Source organism: Microbacterium sp. CGR1 (assembly GCF_001266755.1).
Lineage (GTDB): Bacteria > Actinomycetota > Actinomycetes > Actinomycetales > Microbacteriaceae > Microbacterium.
Genome location: NZ_CP012299.1, coordinates 812,697 through 830,428, shown reverse-complemented (window position 1 = coordinate 830,428; position 17,732 = coordinate 812,697). Strand labels below are relative to the sequence as shown.

Here is a 17,732-nt window from a genome sequence, read left to right as displayed (position 1 = left end):
CGGTACTGGTGTATTTTCAGCCTCCCTACGGCGCTTCCGGCGCTTACCCCCCGAAGCAGGGCATGTACAACCCGGCGTTCGAGAAGGACGCCTGCGGCCTCGCCATGGTCGCGACCCTCCGCGGCGAGGCGGGCCACGACATCATCGCGCTCGCGCTCGAAGCGCTGCGCAACCTGGAGCACCGCGGGGCGATCGGCTCGGATGCCGGCACCGGAGACGGCGCGGGCATCCTGACGCAGATGCCGGACGCGTTCCTGCGCGCCGTCACCGACTTCGAACTGCCCCCGGTCGGCGAGTACGCCGCGGGCCTGGCATTCCTGCCGCGCGATTCCAGCGAGCGCCGCCAGCAGAAGGCCGGCATCGAGAAGATCGCCCGCTCGGAGGGACTCCGCGTCCTCGGCTGGCGCGAGGTTCCGACGGTCAACGACAACCTCGGAAAGCTCGCCGACGAGGCGCGTCCCGCCTTCGAGCAGCTCTTCGTGAGCGCCGGGGGAGCGACGCACTCGGACGCCCCGCTCACCGGCATCGCCCTCGACCGCGTCGCATACCGACTGCGCAAGCGCGCCGGTCACGAGCTCGGCGCCTACTTCGTGACGCTGTCCGCCCGCACTCTCGGCTACAAGGGCATGGTCACGACGCTGCAGCTCGAGCCGTTCTACCCCGACCTGCAGGACGAGCGCTTCATGTCAGAGCTCGCGGTCGTGCACTCCCGCTACTCCACGAACACGTTCCCCTCCTGGCCGCTCGCTCAGCCGTTGCGCATGCTCGCGCACAACGGCGAGATCAACACGGTCGGCGGCAACCGCAACTGGATGCGGGCTCGCCAGTCGCAGCTCGAATCCGAGCTGCTGGGCGACGTCGCGCCGCTGCTGCCGATCTGCACCGACGGTGCCAGCGACTCCGCGTCGTTCGACGAGGTGCTCGAGCTGCTCACCCTCACCGGTCGCAGCCTGCCGCACGCCATCATGATGATGGTCCCCGAGGCATACGAGAAGCAGTCCGACATCTCTCCGGAGCTTCGTTCGTTCTACGAGTACCACTCGAACCAGATGGAGCCCTGGGACGGCCCCGCGGCGCTCATCTTCACCGACGGCACCGTCGTCGGCGCGACCCTCGACCGCAACGGGCTCCGCCCCGGGCGCTGGACCGAGACGACCGACGGCCTCATCGTCATCGGCTCGGAGACCGGTGTGCTCACCTTCGAACCCGAGCGGATCAAGCGTCGCGGACGCCTGCAGCCCGGCAAGATGTTCCTCGTCGACACGTCGCAGCGACGCATCATCGAAGACGAGGAGATCAAGCACGATCTCGCGACCATGCACCCGTGGCAGGAATGGCTGGATGCCGGTTCCGTGCGGCTCGCCGACCTCCCCGAGCGGGAGCACATCGTGCACCCGCCCGCATCTATCACCCGCCGTCAGCGCACCTTCGGCTACACGGAGGAGGAGGTGCGCATCCTGCTGACCCCGATGGGCCAGAACGGTGTCGAGCCTCTCGGCGCGATGGGATCCGACACTCCGATCGCGGTGCTCAGCAAGCGTCCCCGCCTGCTCTTCGACTACTTCACTCAGCAGTTCGCGCAGGTGACCAACCCGCCGCTCGACTCGATCCGCGAAGAGGTCGTCACGAGTCTGAAGCTCGGTCTCGGCCCCGAGAGCAATCTGCTCACCTGGGGTCCCGACCACACGCGCACGGTGTCGCTCGACTTCCCGGTCATCGACAACGACGAGCTCGCGAAGATCCGTCACATCGACAAGGCTCTTCCCGATCGCTCCAGCGTGACGATCAGGGGCCTGTACCACTTCGACGCCGGCTCTAACACGCTCGAGAAGCGTCTGACCGAGATGTGCGACGAGGTCGATGAGGCCATCGAGAGCGGTGCCGAGTTCATCATCCTGTCGGATCGCGACTCGAACAAGGATCTGACCCCGATCCCTTCGCTTCTCATGGTCTCGGCCATCCATCACCACCTGATTCGTCGTGAGAACCGCATGAAGGTCGGTCTGATCGTGGAGGCGGGTGACGTCCGCGAGGTGCATCACGTCGCGACGCTGATCGGATACGGCGCGTCGGCCGTGAACCCGTACCTCGCGATGGAGACCGTGGAGCACCTGGTGCGCACCGGCTACATCACCGGCATCAGCCCCGAGAAGGCCGTCCGCAACCTGATCTACGCGCTCGGCAAGGGCGTTCTGAAGATCATGTCGAAGATGGGCATCTCGACCGTCTCGTCGTACGCCGGCGCACAGGTCTTCGAGGCCGTCGGTCTGAGCGAGGAGTTCATCGACAAGTACTTCACCCGCACCGAGTCGAAGCTCGGCGGCATCGGGATCCAAGAGATCTTCATCGAGAATCAGGCTCGTCACGATTACGCCTACCCGGAGGATGAGGCTGCTCGCGCTCACGAGCGCCTCTGGACCGGTGGCGAGTACCAGTGGCGTCGCGACGGTTCCCCGCACCTCTTCAACCCGGAGACGGTGTTCAAGCTGCAGCACGCCACACGCGAGCGCCGCTACGACATCTTCCGCGAGTACACCAGGATGGTCGACGATCAGGCGGCGGAGCTCAAGACGCTGCGCGGTCTGTTCTCGCTGCGGACCGGTACGCGCAAGCCCGTGCCGCTCGACGAGGTCGAGCCGGTCTCGGCGATCGTCAAGCGGTTCTCGACCGGCGCGATGAGCTACGGATCGATCTCGAAAGAGGCACACGAGACTCTCGCGATCGCCATGAACAGGCTCGGCGGCAAGTCCAACACGGGTGAGGGCGGGGAGGATGCCGACCGTCTGCTCGATCCCGAGCGCCGCAGCGCGATCAAGCAGGTCGCCTCGGGACGCTTCGGCGTCACCAGCCTGTACCTCACCGAGGCCGACGACATCCAGATCAAGCTCGCCCAGGGTGCGAAGCCCGGCGAGGGCGGTCAGCTGCCTCCGCAGAAGGTGTATCCGTGGGTAGCGCGCACGCGCGGCGGAACACCCGGTGTGGGACTCATCTCGCCCCCGCCGCACCACGACATCTATTCGATCGAAGACCTGAAGCAGCTCATCTTCGACCTGAAGCGGGCCAACCCCGAGGCGCGGATCCACACGAAGCTCGTCAGCCAGTCGGGCATCGGCGCGGTCTCGGCGGGTGTCGCGAAGGCGCTGAGCGACGTCATCCTGGTCTCAGGCCACGACGGCGGCACGGGGGCGAGCCCGATGAACTCGCTCAAGCACGCGGGAACGCCGTGGGAGCTCGGGCTCGCCGAGACCCAGCAGACGCTGATGCTCAACGGCATGCGCGACCGCGTGGTCGTGCAGGTCGACGGCCAGCTCAAGACGGGACGCGATGTCATCATCGGCGCTCTGCTGGGCGCGGAGGAGTTCGGGTTCGCGACGGCTCCGCTCGTCGTCAGCGGCTGCATCATGATGCGCGTCTGCCACCTCGACACCTGCCCGGTGGGCGTCGCGACGCAGAACCCCGTGCTGCGCGAGCGCTTCACCGGCAAGCCGGAGTTCGTCGTGAACTTCATGGAGTTCATCGCCGAAGAGGTGCGCGAGATCCTGGCCGAGCTCGGCTACCGCTCGATCGATGAGATCGTCGGCCGCACTGAGCTGATCGAGGCGAACGCCGCACTCCAGCACTGGAAGGCGGAGGGCCTCGACCTGAGCCCCGTGCTCGAGGGACCGGCATTCCCGGCGAGCGAGCCGCGTCGCAGCCGCCGCACGCAGGATCACGAGCTCGAGAAGCACTTCGACGTGCAGCTCATCGACATCGCCAAGCCGGCGCTCCTCAACGGCGAACCGGTGGTGGTCGAGCTGCCGATCGCGAACACCGAACGCGCCGTCGGGACGATGCTGGGTCACCAGGTCACCTCCCGACACGGCGCCGCGGGGCTTCCCAGCGGCACCATCGACGTCACGCTGCACGGCACCGCCGGTCAGTCGCTCGGCGCTTTCCTGCCTTCTGGGATCGTGCTTCGACTCGAGGGCGACGCGAACGACTACGTCGGCAAGGGGCTCTCGGGCGGCGACATCTCGATCCGTCCCGCTCGCGGGGCTGCCATCGCTCCGCACGAGAACGTGATCGCCGGCAACGTGATCGGCTACGGCGCGACGTCCGGGACCATGTATCTCTCCGGGGTGGTCGGCGAGCGATTCCTCGTGCGCAACTCCGGCGCGACCGCCGTCGTCGAGGGAGTGGGCGACCACGCGCTCGAGTACATGACGGGCGGCGTCGCGGTGATCCTCGGCTCGACGGGTCGCAACCTCGGCGCCGGCATGTCCGGGGGAGTGGCCTACATCCACTCGCTCGACAGCGGCAAGATCAACGCCCAGTCGCTCGGCAGCGGCGAGCTCCGACTCGAACCGCTCGACCGAGCCGACCTCGAAGTGCTGCGGAGCCTGATCGCGGCACACGTGGAGCGCACGGCCTCGCCGCTCGGCTCCGACATCCTGGCACGGTTCGATGAGACCGCAGGCCAGTTCACGAAGGTGCTTCCTCGCGACTACGCGGCAGTCCGCAGCATGCGCGAAGAAGCAGTCGCTGAGGGCATCGACCCCGACGGCGACATCGTCTGGAACCGCATCCTGGAGGTGACCGGTGGCTGATCCCAAAGGTTTTCTGAAGGTCACAGAACGTGAGCTTCCCCCGCGTCGCCCGGTGCCGGTGCGCATCATGGACTGGAAAGAGGTCTACGAGCCCGGCGACCAGGCCGTCCTGAAGCGGCAGGCAGGTCGCTGCATGGACTGCGGCGTGCCGTTCTGTCATCAGGGCTGCCCGCTGGGCAACCTGATCCCCGAGTGGAACGACCTGACCTGGCGCGGCGAGGGCCGTGCGGCGATCGATCGCCTGCACGCGACCAACAACTTCCCGGAGTTCACCGGTCGCCTGTGCCCGGCACCGTGCGAGAGCTCCTGCGTGCTCGGCATCAACCAGCCTCCTGTCACGATCAAGCAGATCGAGGTCTCGATCATCGACGAGGCGTTCGCCAAGGGCTGGGTCGAACCGCAGCCACCGGCCCGCCTGACGGGCAAGACCGTCGCGGTCGTCGGGTCCGGCCCTGCCGGTCTCGCCGCTGCTCAGCAGCTCACGCGCGCCGGTCACACGGTCGCGGTGTTCGAGCGCGACGACCGCATCGGCGGCCTGCTGCGTTACGGGATCCCCGATTTCAAGATGGAGAAGGGGCAGCTCGAGTCGCGCCTTCGCCAGATGCAGGAAGAGGGAACACGCTTCCGCGCCGGAGTAGAGATCGGCAAGGACATCTCGTGGGCCGACCTCCGCGCCCGCTACGACGCCATCGTGATCGCCACCGGTTCCACGGTTCCGCGCGACCTGTCGATCCCCGGTCGCGACCTCGACGGAGTGCACTTCGCGATGGAGTACCTGGTCGAGTCGAACCACGCGGTCGCCGGTGACAAGGTGCCGGAGCAGATCACCGCCGAGGGCAAGCACGTCATCGTGATCGGCGGCGGTGACACCGGTGCGGACTGCATCGGCACCGCACACCGTCAGGGCGCGATCAGCGTCACGAACCTCGCGATCGGCAAGCAGCCAGGCACCGAGCGACCGGGCCACCAGCCCTGGCCGATGATGCCGACGCTGTTCGAGATCTCCTCGGCACATGAAGAGGGCGGCGAGCGGGTCTTCCTCGCCTCGACCGTCGAATTCCTCTCGAACGATGTGGGCGAGGTGCGCGCGCTCCGCGTCGCCGAGACCGAGTTCATCGACGGCCGCCGGGTTCCCAAGAGCGGGACGGAGCGCGAGATCCCCGCAGATCTCGTACTGATCGCGATGGGCTTCACCGGCCCGGAGCAGGACGGCTACTCCGAGGACACCCTCCCGCAGGTGACCGACCGCGGTGCCTTCCGACGTGATGACAGCTACGAGTCCACGGTTCCCGGCGTCTTCGTTGCCGGCGATGCCGGTCGCGGACAGTCGCTGATCGTCTGGGCGATCGCCGAGGGCCGCGCGGCTGCGGCGAACGTCGACCGATTCCTCATGGGGACCACCGTGCTGCCCGAGCCGGTGCGACCACATGAAGTCGCTATCGGTCTCCAGCCCGCGTAGGCTGAGCGGCGGCACCGTCGCCTGATTTCCATCCCCCACTACCCTGGAGCAATCTTTGAGACGCGCGAAAATCGTCGCCACCCTGGGCCCCGCCACCTCCACGTACGAGACCGTGCGTGCACTCATCGACGCCGGAGTGGACGTCGCCCGTCTGAACCTCAGCCACGGTGACTACTCCGTGCACGAGAACAACTACGCCAACGTCCGTCGCGCTGCCGACGATGCGGGCCGCGCCGTCGCCATCCTCGTCGACCTTCAGGGGCCGAAGATCCGTCTCGGCAAGTTCGAGAACGGTCCCTACGAGCTCGCCGAAGGCGACATCTTCAAGATCACGACCGAAGACATCATCGGCAACAAGGAGATCTCGGGCACGACGTTCAAGGGCCTGCCCAACGACGTCAAGCCGGGCGACTTCCTGCTGATCGACGACGGCAAGGTCCGCGTCGAGGTCGTCGAGACCGACGGAGTCACCGTCACGACGCGCGTGATCGTCGCGGGCGCCGTCTCGAACAACAAGGGCATCAACCTGCCCGGCGTCGCCGTCAACGTCCCCGCGCTCAGCGAGAAGGACGAGGACGACCTCCGTTGGGGCCTGCGCATCGGCGCCGACCTCATCGCCCTGTCGTTCGTCCGCAACGCCGAAGACGTCAGCCGCGTGCACGAGATCATGGCAGAAGAGGGCGTCAAGGTCCCCGTCATCGCCAAGGTCGAGAAGCCGCAGGCCGTCGACGCTCTCGAGGAGATCGTCGACGCGTTCGACGCGATCATGGTCGCCCGTGGCGACCTCGGTGTCGAGCTGCCTCTGGAGGCCGTGCCGATCGTCCAGAAGCGCGCTGTCGAACTGGCACGCCGCAACGCGAAGCCCGTCATCGTCGCCACTCAGATGCTCGAGTCGATGATCAACAGCCCGGTGCCGACGCGTGCCGAGACCTCCGACGTCGCCAACGCCGTGCTCGACGGCGCGGATGCCGTGATGCTCTCGGGCGAGACCAGCGTGGGTGACTACCCGGTCGTCGTCGTCGAGACGATGGCTCGCATCATCGAGTCCACCGAAGAGCACGGACTCGAGCGCATCGCTCCGCTGACGAACAAGCCGCGCACGCAGGGTGGTGCGATCACTCTCGCCGCTCTCGAGGTGGCCGAGTTCGTCGACGCGAAGTTCCTCTGCGTGTTCACCCAGTCGGGTGACTCGGCGCGTCGTCTCTCGCGTCTGCGCTCGCGCATCCCGATGATCGCGTTCACACCCGAGCCGAGCATCCGCCGTCGCATGGCGCTCACCTGGGGCATCCGCTCGAAGCTCGTCGACATGGTCCAGCACACGGACCTGATGTATCTGCAGGTCGACGACTATCTGCTCAGCAGCGGCCTCGCCGTCGAGGGTGACAAGGTCGTCGTGATCTCCGGTTCCCCTCCCGGAATCGTCGGCTCGACCAACGACATCCGCGTGCACAAGGTCGGAGACGCCGTGAACGGCGCGGCTCCGATCTACAAGGAAGCCACGGTCTGATCCAGGCATGAGGCGAAGGGGCGGAGCCACGGTTCCGCCCCTTCGTCGTATCCGTCGCCCGGGGGTGCCTGGCGGTTGGTATCGTCTGGCGTGACGGATGCTGCGCGGTGGCGACCGGGGGAGGGGACATCATCGATCTCGTGAGACGGGCCCGCTGGTGGATCGCGGACTACGCCTATGCCGCCTACTGGCAGGTGCGCTCGGCCTTCGATCGCCGCGATCCGTCTTCGTTCGCCGGGGGCCATGCCGCTCCGATCGTCATCCTTCCCGGGGTCTACGAGACATGGCGCTTCATGCAACCGCTGATCACGGCCCTGCATGATCGCGGCCATCCGATCTACGTGGTCGATGCCCTGAGACGCAATCAGCGTCCCGTGCGGGATGCAGCGCGGGTCGTGACGGCCTTCCTCGAGCGCGCGGACCTGTCCGACGTGCTGCTCGTCGCGCACAGCAAGGGTGGACTCGCGGGCAAGCTCGCGATGGCCGGCCCGGCGGGGACTCGAGTACGCGCCATGTTGGCGGTCGCGACTCCTTTCGGTGGTTCGCGGTACGCACGGATACTCCCTGTCCCGTCCCTGTGGGCCTTCGCCCCCTCGCACCCCTCGATCGTGGAGCTCGCTCGGCATCAGGACGTGAACGAACGGATCGTATCGGTGTACGCCACCTTCGATCCGCATATCCCCGAGGGCAGCGAACTGCCGGGTGCGCGCCGGAACGTCCGGCTCGACACAGGCGGGCACTTCCGGATCCTCGCGGATCCTCGCGTCCTCGGCGAGGTCGCGTCTCTCTCCGAACCCTGAGCCGCTCGGCCTCGGCGCCCGCGGGCACCGTCTCGGGACCGGTCGGCGCCGCGACATGACGGATTCTCAGCGCATGACGGATACTCTGGGGCTGGCGCACGCCGTGACAGACCACGCGGGCGCCGTGCCCATGGATGAAGCGACCATCGAACCCGCCACGGACGCGCGCCTCGACAGCGCCCGGCCGCCGTGCGGCGTGCCCGGTGCGGGTCGTTCGGTGGCCCCGGTCGACCCTGCTGCGGTGATGGCTGATCCGATGACGTCGGCGAAGCCCGGCAGCATCGGAGTCCGCTACCGCCTCAAGCGTCGATTCCGAACGTGCGACGCGATCGCGTGCGTGCCGGTGCCGCTCGCGCAGACGCGCATCGCCGAGACGATCGCGGCGGACGACGGAGCCCGCATCTACGGTGGCGGCACCTACATGCCCGTGCTGCGTGACGGAGCCCCGGTTGACGCCTCCGACGAGAACCTCGACGCGATCATCCGTGCGGCGGTGCCGACACGGGTCGTGCTCGCAGAGCATCCTGCCGTCGCGGAGCGCGAACTGCACGCGGCCATGCGGCCCGCACTGGATCGCTACCTCCTCATCGACGATGAGATCTGGTCACTCGTCTGAGGGCTGTTCTCTGATGTGCCGGCGGTGGGACTCGAACCCACACGCCCTTTCGGACAAAGCATTTTGAGTGCTCCGCGTCTGCCATTCCGCCACGCCGGCTCGTGTGTCGCGTCTTCGACTTTAGCGCAGCGGATCAGTGTCGATCCTCACGCGCCGCGGCATCGGGGGACCTCAGAGGCGCTCTCCACTAGGATGGATCTGTGACCGAGCAAGAACAGGCAGCCGAGCAGCCCACGTCATCCGCACCCCGACGCGTCGTCGTCGCCGAGGACGAGTCGCTGATTCGTCTCGACATCGTCGAGATCCTTCGCGACAACGGCTTCGATGTCGTCGGTGAGGCCGGCGACGGAGAGACCGCCGTGGCGCTGGCGACCGAGCTGCGCCCCGATCTCGTCATCATGGACGTCAAGATGCCGCAGCTCGATGGCATCAGCGCCGCCGAGAAGCTGCACAAGGGCAACATCGCACCCGTCGTCCTCCTCACGGCATTCAGCCAGAAGGAACTCGTCGAACGGGCCAGCGAGGCCGGCGCCCTGGCCTATGTGGTCAAGCCGTTCACGCCGAACGACCTGCTGCCCGCCATCGAGATCGCTCTCGCTCGCCACGAGCAGATCATCACGCTCGAGGCCGAGGTCGCCGACATGGTCGAGCGCTTCGAGACCCGCAAGCTCGTCGACCGGGCCAAGGGACTGCTCAACGAGAAGATGGGCCTTTCCGAGCCCGAGGCGTTCCGCTGGATCCAGAAGGCATCGATGGACCGCCGTCTGACGATGCAGGACGTGGCGAAGGCGATCATCGAGCAGCTCGCTCCGAAGAAGTAGCCTTTGCTTCCACTCGACGCAGAGCATGTTCTGCGTCCGGTCCGGATCGGCGACGGCGCGGCCCTCGCGAGAGCGTACTCCGCGAATCGTGACCATCTCGCGCCGTGGGAACCGCTCAGGGCTCCGGAGTTCTTCACTCCGGAGTGGCAGGAGTTCCATGCGGAGCAGTGCGTCATCGAAGCGTCGGCCGGTCGGAACATCCGGTTCGTGATCGAGTCGTCCGATGGGGAGATCCGCGGAAGGATCAACCTCAACAACATCGTCCGCGGGGCTTTCTGGAATGCGGATCTGGGCTACTGGGCCGACAGGACGCGTCTGCGGCGGGGACTCGCTTCCCGCGGCGTCCACCGGGTCGCCGAGTACGCCCGCGACGAGGTGCAGCTGCACAGGCTGCAGGCAGCGACCCTCCTGCACAACTCTGGTTCACAGCGTGTGCTCGCCGACAACGGCTTCGAGCGCATCGGAATCGCGTCGCAGTACCTGCGCATCGCGGGGGAGTGGCAGGATCACCTGCTGTTCCAGTTGCTGCTGGTCGAGCCGCTCAGCCTGCCGCGGGAGCGTCCTTGATCATGTTGGTGATCCGGATGGTCGAGCAACGACGCCCCTGATCGTCGGTCACGATGATCTCGTGCACGGTGATGCTGCGGCCGAGATGGACGGGTGTGCAGACGCCCGTCACGACACCCGACGTGGCGGAGCGCGTGTGGGTGGCGTTGATGTCCACCCCGACCGCGAGTCGGCCCGGGCCGGCGTGCAGGTTCGCCGCCATCGAGCCGAGCGACTCGCCGAGAACCACGTAGGCACCGCCGTGCATGAGGCCGACGGGCTGTGTGTTCCCCTCGACCGGGAGCGTCGCGACGCATCGCTCGGTGGTGAATTCGAGGAACTCCATGCCCATCTTCTGAGCGAGAGCACCCATTCCGCGGGCTGTCGCCCAGTCGAGTCCTGCACTGGTGGCGGTGTCGCTCATGGTTCCTCCTCAGCGGGTGTCTGTCGTCCTCGTTAGGCTGACAGGGTGACGGACTCCGCAAAGCCTACCCTCATGGTCGTCGACGGCCATTCGCTCGCCTATCGTGCCTTCTTCGCCCTCCCGGTCGAGAACTTCACGACGAAGGACAATCAGCACACGAACGCCATCTACGGCTTCCTGTCGATGCTGGTGAACCTCATCAAGGCCGAGCAGCCGACGCACATGGCGATCGCGTTCGACACCTCCCGTCATTCGTTCCGCACCGATCAGTACCCCGAATACAAGGCGACGCGGTCGGAGTCCCCGCAGGAGTTCCGGGGTCAGATCCCGCTGCTGCAGGACTGCCTCGCGGCGATGTCGATCCCGGTGCTCACCAAAGAGGGCTTCGAGGCCGACGACATCCTCGCGACGCTCTCGACGCAGGGCGCGGAGCAGGGATACGACGTCCTGGTGGTCTCCGGAGACCGCGACACGATCCAGCTGGTCACCGACGACGTCACGCTGCTGTACCCGTCCGTGCAGGGCGTCTCGCAGCTCAAGCGCTACGACCCGGTGACCGTGCAGGAACGCTACGGAGTGCGGCCCGAGCAGTATCCCGATATCGCGGCTCTCGTGGGCGAGACGAGCGACAATCTCCCCGGCGTGCCCAAGGTGGGGGAGAAGACCGCCGTCAAGTGGCTGACGCAGTTCGGTTCGCTCGACGACCTGCTCGAGCGAGCCGATGAGATCAAGGGGGTCGTGGGCGGCAACCTGCGCGATCACATCGAGGACGTGCGCCGTAACCGTCGGCTCAACCGACTGCTGCGCGACGTCGAGCTTCCCGTCGCTCCCGACGACCTCGCGGTCGCCCCGATCGACGCTCAGGCCGTGCGCGACATCTTCGCCCGCCTCGAGTTCCGCACCCTGCTGCCCCGTGTCTTCGAAGCAGTCGGCGCCGGTGAGGTCGCCGACGATCCGGCCGCGACGGTGGTGCTGCCCGAACCGACGCAGGTCACCGCAGCAGAGTTCGTCAGCTGGGCCGACGCGCAGACGGGCGACGTCGCACTGCGTATCGTCGTGCAGGGCGGGGCACCGACGCGTCTCGGCGCCGCGACCGCGAGCGAGCTCCGCGAACTCGACTGGAACGATGACGACATCGAGGTGCTGAGACCGTGGCTCGAGTCGACGCGCCCCAAGGTGCTGCATGATGCGAAGCCCCAGGTGAAGGCGCTGCTGCGCCTCGGCATCCGACTCCAGGGACTCGCTTACGACACCAGTCTCGCCGGCTGGCTGCTGCGACCGAGCTTCCCCGACAAGACCCTGTCCGACCTCGTCGAACGGTATCTCGGAGAGAAGCTGCCCGAGGCGGATCCCTCGCAGCTCGTGCCGGAGACGGAGGGCGCCACCCCATCGCAGGAGGCCTGGTTCGCGCTCCGCGTCGCCACGGCTCTGCGTGACGACATCCCCGAGTCGGTCGCCGCTGTGCTCACCGGCATCGAGCTTCCGACCCTGCTCACCCTGGCCGACATGGAGGTCGCGGGAGTCGCGGTGTCGCACGACGTCCTCTCGACGTTCTCGGGCGAGCTGGCGACGCGCGCGGACCGCCTCGCACAGGAGGCGTTCGGGATCGTCGGTCGCGAGTTCAATCTCGGATCTCCGAAGCAGCTCCAGGAGGTGCTGTTCGACGACCTGCAGCTGCCCAAGACCCGCAAGACGAAGACCGGATACTCCACGGATGCTGCGGTGCTCGCCGATCTCCAGGAGTCGCATCCGCATCCTTTCCTCGGTCTGCTGCTGCAGCACCGTGAGGCCACGAAGCTCCGTCAGATCATCGAGTCGCTCGACACCGCGATCGGAACCGATCACCGTGTGCACACGACGTATGTGCAGACCGGAAGCCAGACCGGGCGCCTGTCGAGCACAGACCCGAACCTGCAGAACATCCCGGTGCGCACCGAGGAGTCGCGTCGCATCCGCAGCGCGTTCCAGGTGGGAGAGGGGTACGAGTCGCTGCTCACCGCCGACTACTCGCAGATCGAGATGCGCATCATGGCCCATCTGTCCGGCGACGAAGGCCTCATCGAGGCGTTCAACAGCGGTGAGGACCTCCACCGCTTCGTCGGCGCGCGAGTGTTCGGGGTCGAACCGAGCGAGGTGACGTCCGCGATGCGCACGAAGGTGAAGGCGATGTCCTACGGCCTCGTCTACGGTCTCTCCGCGTTCGGCCTGTCGAAGCAGCTCCGCATCGAGCAGTCCGAGGCGAAGCAGCTGATGGTCGAGTACTTCGCGCGGTTCGGAGCGGTACGCGACTACCTCCGGGCATCTGTCATGAAGGCCAAAGAGGTCGGCTACACCGAGACCATCTTCGGACGGCGGCGACCCTTCCCCGACCTCGCGAGCCCCAACCGCGTGCTGCGCGAGAACGCAGAGCGCGCAGCGCTCAACGCACCGATCCAGGGCAGCGCGGCCGACATCATGAAGATCGCGCTGCTGCACATCCACGAAGACCTCAGGTCGGAGGGACTCGCCTCGCGTGCGCTGCTGCAGATCCACGACGAACTCGTCGTCGAGGTCGCACCGGGGGAGTGGGACGCGGCCGAGCGGATCGTTCGGACTCGCATGGGCGATGCGGCGGATCTCACCGTGCCGCTCGACGTGCAGGTCGGGCGCGGGCAGGACTGGAACGAGGCGGCGCACTGATTCCGACCGCGCGTCCGTGACGACGGATGCGACCGCGAGGGCCGACAGCCCCGGCGACGGGTACCAATATCCTGCGCCGGGGCGCAGGGCTACGCTGGAGGGATGACCTCTTCCTCTCGCACACCGTCTGCCATCGACAGAGTCGCCGATGAGTGGGTCGACACCATCGCGGTGCTCGCTCCGACGCTCGGCACTTACATCGGCCGGGACGACGTCAACGACCGTTTCGGCGACCTGAGCCCCGAGGGGCACGAGGAGATCGTGCGAGCGACTCGTTCGACCCTCGCCGCGCTCGAAGCGCTCGAACCCGTGGACGCGATCGATGAGGTCACCAAGACCGATCTGGCCGCCGAGCTGAGTCTCGACCTCGAACTGCACGATGCCGACTGGCACCTGCGCGACCTGAACGTCATCGCGTCGGCGGCGCAGGACGTGCGGTCGGCATTCGACCTGATGCCCACCGCGACGGCGGACGACTGGAGCGTCATCGCCACCCGCCTCGCCGCGGTCCCTGATGCGCTCCGGGGCTACACCGAGACCCTCCGTGCAGGCATCGCCGCCGGAGTGACCCCCGCACGCCGTCAGGTCGTGGAAGTCGCGACGCAGATCGATCGCTATACCGCCGACGACGGATTCTTCGCTGCATTCGTCGCCGAGGCAGCGCCTCAGGAAGGCAATCTCCCCGCATCGCTCGCCCGTACTCTGGCTGACAACTCGGCCGCCGCTCGGGTCGCCTACGACGAGCTCCGCAGCTTCCTCGCTGACGAGCTGGCACCGGCAGCGACTGAGACGGACGCCGTCGGCCGAGAACTCTACGCGCTCAACTCGCGACGTTTCCTCGGAGCGACGATCGACCTCGACGAGACCTATGAATGGGGCCGTGAAGAACTCGCCCGCATGGTCGCGGAGCAGACCGCGATCGCGAACGAGATCCTGCCCGGAGCCACCGTCGAAGAGGCTGTCGCCCATCTCGAGGCCGACCCGTCCCGCAAGCTCGTGGGCACCGATGCTCTACAGCGCTGGATGCAGGAGACGAGCGACCGTGCCGTCGCAGAGCTCGGCGCGACGCACTTCGACATCCCGGAGGCGATCCGCACCCTCGAGTGCATGATCGCTCCGACGCAGGAGGGCGGCATCTACTACACCGGCCCCACCGACGACTTCTCGCGCCCCGGCCGGATGTGGTGGTCGGTGCCCGAAGGCGTCACCGAGTTCGACACCTGGCGGGAACTGACGACCGTCTACCACGAGGGCGTCCCGGGGCACCACCTGCAGATTGCCCAGGCGGTCTACAACCGCGCGGAGCTCAACTCCTGGCGCCGTCTGCTCGCAGGGACGTCGGGACACGCCGAGGGATGGGCGCTGTACGCCGAACGTCTGATGCAGCAGCTCGGCTACCTCGACGACCCGGCGGACAGGCTCGGCATGCTCGACGGTCAGCGGATGCGCGCAGCCCGCGTCGTGCTCGACATCGGTGTGCACCTCGGCAAACCTCGTCTCGACGGTCAGGGCACGTGGGATGCCGACTACGCCCTGGACTTCATGCGCAAGAACGTCAACATGTCCGATCAGTTCGTGCAGTTCGAGGTCAACCGGTATCTGGGCTGGCCTGGGCAGGCTCCGTCGTACAAGGTCGGGCAGCGCATCTGGGAGCAGGTGCGCGATGCGTATCAGGCGGAGCGTGGCGCGGACTTCGATGTGAAGGAGTTCCACAAGCGCGCGCTCGACATGGGTGGGGTCGGACTCGACACGCTCCGCACGGCACTTCTGAATCGCTGAGGGAATGCGCCGCCCGTGTGCGCTGTTTATTCAGCTGAATAGAAAGGGCTGACATGAGCATCGAGTTCGGACTGGACACCTTCGGAGACATCACGAGAGGCAACGACGGCGAGCTCCTGACCGGCGCGCAGACGATCCGCAACATCGTCGAGCAGGCGGAGCGAGCCGACAGCGTCGGTGTCGACTTCTTCGGTGTGGGGGAGCACCACCGCGAGGAGTTCGCGGTGTCGTCCCCGGAGATGGTGCTCGCCACCATCGCAGGGCGCACAGAGAACATCCGCCTCGGCACCGCCGTCACCGTGCTCTCCTCCGACGACCCGGTGCGCGTCTTCGAACGGTTCTCGACACTCGACGCGCTCTCCAACGGACGCGCCGAGGTCGTGCTCGGGCGCGGATCGTTCATCGAGTCCTTCCCGCTCTTCGGATACGACCTCCGCGACTACGACGCGCTCTTCGAGCAGAAGCTCGACCTCTTCGTCGAGCTCCTCAAGGAGGAGCCGGTGACCTGGTCCGGCTCGATGCGCGCATCGCTCGAGAACGCGAATGTCTTCCCGAAGACGGAGAACGGTCTGCGCACCTGGGTGGGTGTCGGCGGCAGCCCCGAATCCGTCGTGCGGGTCGCCCGCCACGGACTGGGCCTGATGCTCGCGATCATCGGAGGTCCTGCGGGGCGATTCCGTCAGTTCGTCGACCTCTACCACCGCTCGATTGCGTCCTTCGGCACGACGTCGCATCCGATCGCGGTGCACTCGCCTGGTCACATCGCCGATACCGACGAGGAGGCGTGGGAGGCCGCGTACTCCGGTTTCGAGGCGATGAACAACACCATCGGTCGCGAGCGCGGGTGGCCTCCCTACAGCCGGGCGCGGTTCCAGAACGACGTCGGTCCCGCGGGTGCCCTCTACGTCGGTTCTCCCGACCGGGTCGCGGCCAAGATCGCCGACACCGTCACGACGCTCGGACTCGGGCGCTTCGACATGAAGTACGCCACCGGCACGCTGTCGCACGACTCGATGATGCGCAGCATCGAGCTCTACGGGTCCGAGGTCATCCCTCGGGTGCGCAAGCTGCTGGCCGCCCAGGACTGACGCGGGACTCGGCAGCGCGACGCTCCCCTCTACGATGAGGGGATGGCCAACACCGCGCTGCCGAGCCGGGCGTCCATCGCCGGGCGTCTCGATGAGCTTCCGTTCACGCGCCGCCACCTTCGTCTGCTCACAGGATCAGGCGTGGGGTGGGCTCTGGATGCGATGGACGTGGGACTCATCTCGTTCATCCTCGCCGCACTCACCCAGCAGTGGGGCCTGACGAAGGCGGATGCCGGGTGGATCGCCTCCGTCGGCTTCATCGGAATGGCGATCGGCGCAACGCTGGGCGGACTTCTCGCCGACCGGCTCGGACGGCGCCAGGTCTTCGCTCTGACGTTGCTCATCTACGGCATCGCCACCGGAGCGAGTGCGCTCGTGAGCGGCCTCGCCGCGCTTCTCGTGCTGCGCTTCCTGGTGGGGCTGGGGCTCGGCGCCGAGCTTCCCGTGGCGTCGACGTACGTGAGCGAGTTCGCGCCGGCGCGCATCAGAGGCCGACTGATCGTCATCCTCGAGGCGTTCTGGGCGGTGGGATGGACGGCGGCCGCACTGATCGGCTTCTTCGTGATCCCCGCGTCCGACGCCGGCTGGCGCTGGGCGTTCGCCCTCGGCGCGATCCCCGCGGTCTACGCACTGATCGTGCGCTGGGGACTGCCGGAATCGCCTCGGTGGCTCGCGTCGCGCGGGCGCATCGCCGAGGCCGATCGCATCGTCTCGGCGTTCGAGGCCGACGCCGGTGTCGAGCCGGGGCCTGCGATCAGACGCGAGCCGATGTCGCGGGCGATCGCCGTGACGACGCGAGCTCGTCTGACGACACTGTGGAACGGCGAGTTCCGCGTGCGCACCCTGTGTCTATGGGTCGTCTGGCTGTGCGTGAATTTCGCGTACTACGGCGCCTTCATCTGGATCCCCAGCATCCTGGTCGATGCAGGCTTCGATCTCGTCCGCTCGTTCGGTTTCACTCTCATCATCACGCTCGCGCAGCTTCCGGGTTACGCCGTCGCCGCGTGGCTCATCGAGGTGTGGGGTCGACGCACGACGCTGTCGGTCTTCCTGATCGGCTCGGCGGTCTCGGCCGTCTTCTTCGGCACGTCGACGACCGAAGCCGCGATCATCGCCTCGGGCATGGCTCTCTCGTTCTTCAACCTGGGCGCATGGGGTGCGCTGTACGCGGTCACCCCGGAGATCTACCCGACCTCGCTTCGCGGCACCGGCGCGGGATGGGCCGCCGGAGTGGGGCGTATCGCGTCCATCATCGCTCCGCTCGCGGTGCCGGTCGTTCTCGTCGCCGTGGGCGCGCCGGTGCTGTTCGCGGTGTTCGGCGCGTGCTTCGTGGTCGCGGCCGCGGCGGCGTGGGGCCTGGTCGATCGCGGCGGGATGGCGCTCGACGACCGCTGATGCGCCTGGTGTCGGCGAGCGGGAATAGGCTG

General features: G+C 67.2%; 12 protein-coding genes and 1 tRNA gene. 11 read left to right on the top strand and 2 right to left on the bottom strand.

The features are described 5' to 3' along the window. Nucleotides 1–62 precede the first annotated feature (62 nt). From gltB to AKG07_RS03875, 5 genes are all read left to right on the top strand, one after another. On the top strand, nucleotides 63–4,586 hold the full coding sequence (gltB, locus tag AKG07_RS03895; protein WP_150115068.1) for a glutamate synthase large subunit: 4,524 nt from the start codon (nucleotides 63–65) through the stop codon (nucleotides 4,584–4,586). Beyond that, entirely contained in the window at nucleotides 4,579–6,045 is a 1,467-nt protein-coding gene (locus AKG07_RS03890; protein ID WP_053096090.1) for a glutamate synthase subunit beta, read from the top strand. The genes gltB and AKG07_RS03890 overlap by 8 nt, the downstream gene beginning before the upstream one ends. Before the next feature lie 55 nt (nucleotides 6,046–6,100). Then, nucleotides 6,101–7,552, top strand: coding sequence for a pyruvate kinase (gene pyk / locus AKG07_RS03885; RefSeq protein ID WP_053096089.1), 1,452 nt, complete (start codon nucleotides 6,101–6,103; stop codon nucleotides 7,550–7,552). A gap of 140 nt (nucleotides 7,553–7,692) precedes the next feature. Further along, on the top strand, nucleotides 7,693–8,352 hold the full coding sequence (locus AKG07_RS03880) for an esterase/lipase family protein (RefSeq protein ID WP_230100793.1): 660 nt from the start codon (nucleotides 7,693–7,695) through the stop codon (nucleotides 8,350–8,352). Between the two features lie 73 nt (nucleotides 8,353–8,425). After that, a complete protein-coding gene (locus AKG07_RS03875) occupies nucleotides 8,426–8,968 on the top strand; it encodes a hypothetical protein (protein ID WP_053096088.1) in 543 nt (180 codons plus the stop codon). A gap of 16 nt (nucleotides 8,969–8,984) precedes the next feature. Here the strand turns inward: AKG07_RS03875 and AKG07_RS03870 are convergent. Beyond that, a tRNA-Leu gene (locus tag AKG07_RS03870) sits at nucleotides 8,985–9,067 on the bottom strand. Between the two features lie 101 nt (nucleotides 9,068–9,168). Here AKG07_RS03870 and AKG07_RS03865 point away from each other — a divergent pair. Next, complete coding sequence (locus AKG07_RS03865) at nucleotides 9,169–9,789, top strand: ANTAR domain-containing response regulator (RefSeq protein WP_042536652.1); 621 nt, start codon at nucleotides 9,169–9,171, stop codon at nucleotides 9,787–9,789. A gap of 3 nt (nucleotides 9,790–9,792) precedes the next feature. Further along, nucleotides 9,793–10,356: a GNAT family N-acetyltransferase gene (locus AKG07_RS03860; protein ID WP_053096087.1), complete on the top strand. Its 564-nt coding sequence runs from the start codon at nucleotides 9,793–9,795 to the stop codon at nucleotides 10,354–10,356. Here AKG07_RS03860 and AKG07_RS03855 read toward each other — a convergent pair. Next, complete coding sequence (locus AKG07_RS03855; RefSeq protein ID WP_053096086.1) at nucleotides 10,331–10,759, bottom strand: hotdog fold thioesterase; 429 nt, start codon at nucleotides 10,757–10,759, stop codon at nucleotides 10,331–10,333. The genes AKG07_RS03860 and AKG07_RS03855 overlap by 26 nt on opposite strands. Nucleotides 10,760–10,804: 45 nt before the next feature. On the opposite strand from AKG07_RS03855, the gene polA reads away from it, so the two are divergent. From polA to AKG07_RS03835, 4 genes are all read left to right on the top strand, one after another. Next, nucleotides 10,805–13,438 carry a DNA polymerase I gene (gene polA, locus AKG07_RS03850; RefSeq protein WP_053096085.1) on the top strand — a complete coding sequence of 878 codons (2,634 nt, stop codon included), beginning with the start codon at nucleotides 10,805–10,807 and terminating at the stop codon, nucleotides 13,436–13,438. Between the two features lie 102 nt (nucleotides 13,439–13,540). Then, nucleotides 13,541–15,217 carry a DUF885 domain-containing protein gene (locus AKG07_RS03845; protein ID WP_053096084.1) on the top strand — a complete coding sequence of 559 codons (1,677 nt, stop codon included), beginning with the start codon at nucleotides 13,541–13,543 and terminating at the stop codon, nucleotides 15,215–15,217. Nucleotides 15,218–15,270: 53 nt separating this feature from the next. Beyond that, nucleotides 15,271–16,305 carry an LLM class flavin-dependent oxidoreductase gene (locus AKG07_RS03840; RefSeq protein WP_053096083.1) on the top strand — a complete coding sequence of 345 codons (1,035 nt, stop codon included), beginning with the start codon at nucleotides 15,271–15,273 and terminating at the stop codon, nucleotides 16,303–16,305. 42 nt (nucleotides 16,306–16,347) lie between these two features. After that, nucleotides 16,348–17,700 carry an MFS transporter gene (locus AKG07_RS03835; RefSeq protein WP_053096082.1) on the top strand — a complete coding sequence of 451 codons (1,353 nt, stop codon included), beginning with the start codon at nucleotides 16,348–16,350 and terminating at the stop codon, nucleotides 17,698–17,700. The last annotated feature ends 32 nt before the right edge of the window (nucleotides 17,701–17,732 follow it).

Excerpts from the sequence above, each read along its gene's own strand:
- gltB (WP_150115068.1), top strand. The coding sequence starts at position 63 with ATGTACAACCCGGCGTTCGAGAAGGACGCCTGCGGCCTCGCCATGGTC.
- AKG07_RS03875 (WP_053096088.1), top strand. The coding sequence starts at position 8,426 with ATGACGGATACTCTGGGGCTGGCGCACGCCGTGACAGACCACGCGGGC.
- AKG07_RS03855 (WP_053096086.1), bottom strand. The coding sequence starts at position 10,759 with ATGAGCGACACCGCCACCAGTGCAGGACTCGACTGGGCGACAGCCCGC.
- AKG07_RS03845 (WP_053096084.1), top strand. The coding sequence starts at position 13,541 with ATGACCTCTTCCTCTCGCACACCGTCTGCCATCGACAGAGTCGCCGAT.
- AKG07_RS03840 (WP_053096083.1), top strand. The coding sequence starts at position 15,271 with ATGAGCATCGAGTTCGGACTGGACACCTTCGGAGACATCACGAGAGGC.
- AKG07_RS03835 (WP_053096082.1), top strand. The coding sequence starts at position 16,348 with ATGGCCAACACCGCGCTGCCGAGCCGGGCGTCCATCGCCGGGCGTCTC.